This window comes from Pseudonocardia sp. D17 (genome assembly GCF_036984265.1).
Classification (GTDB): domain Bacteria; phylum Actinomycetota; class Actinomycetes; order Mycobacteriales; family Pseudonocardiaceae; genus Pseudonocardia; species Pseudonocardia benzenivorans.
In genome coordinates this window covers 1-1,088 of sequence record NZ_BPRG01000145.1, presented here as the reverse complement: position 1 = coordinate 1,088, position 1,088 = coordinate 1, and the positions used below count along the sequence as shown (strand labels likewise).

1 protein-coding gene is annotated in these 1,088 nt (G+C 68.5%); it reads left to right on the top strand.

What is annotated here, in order from left to right:
* Window positions 1–19: 19 nt before the first annotated feature.
* A partial coding sequence (locus PSD17_RS23060; protein WP_339124485.1) for an LLM class flavin-dependent oxidoreductase occupies window positions 20–1,088 on the top strand: 1,069 nt, incomplete at its 3' end.

The following is a 1,088-nucleotide window of genomic DNA, read 5'->3' as shown; positions in this document are numbered from 1 at the left end:
CATGGCATTGAAGTTCTGGGTGACGACGCCCTTCTTCTACTCGGACATGGATCGCCCGTGGGGCGAGCTGCTGCAGGACATGTTGACGATCGTCGACACCGCCGAGCGGCTCGGTTTCGAGGGCGTCGCGATCAACGAGAACGTGTTCCAGAACTACGTCGCGAACCCCAGCGCGCTGGCTTTCGCGGCGCTCGCGGCGGCCCGCACCACGCGGCTGCGGATCCTGCCGGGTGTGGTGGTGCTCCCGAGCTACAACCCGCTGCTGATCGCGTCGGAGATGGCGATGCTCGACCACCTGGCCCCGGGTCGGGTGGGTATCGGTGTGGCCCGTGGTGGCGGCCGTTACCAGCTGGACCGGATCGGGGTGGACCCGGCCAAGTCGCGGGAGATCTACGAGGAGGCGCTGGAGATCATCCAGAAGGTGTGGGTCGAGGACAACGTGACCTACGAGGGCCGCTACTTCTCGTTCCCGCGCACCACGCTCGTGCCCAAGCCCGCCTCGCAGCCCGGCCCCGACCTGTGGGTCGCCTCGCAGAGCGTCGACGGCGTGCGGAAGGTGGCCGCGCAGGGGCACAACCTGCTCACCGCGCCCAACTGGGGCAACTTCGAGCCGCACGGGGACCTCGAGGCGCTCCTGGAGGCCTTCAACACCGCGGCCGCCGAGAGCGGCTCGCCGCGCGGCGAAGTCATGGTCTACCGGCACACCTGGCTGGGCCGGACCGAGACCGACGCGCTCGAGTTCTTCGACGACATGGTCAGCGAGTACAACCACTACCTCGCGCTCACCCAGACCGTCAGCCAGGGCACCCGTGAGGACCGCCTCAAGGCGCGTGGCACGGGCGAGAAGATCGAGTTCGTGGAGGCCGGCCGCGTCGTGCCCGCGAACGAGTCGCCGTCCTCGGAAGGCCTCTGGGAGAAGTACTCCGACCCGGTCCTCACCACCGCGGACAAGATGATCGAGCGGTTCAAGCAGATGGAGGCCATGGGCGTCGACCACCTCGCCTGCCTGATCGCCTGGGGCCAGCCCATCGAGGCCGTCGTCGCCCAGATGGAACTGATGGCCGAGCAGGTCCTGCCCGCCTTCGCCG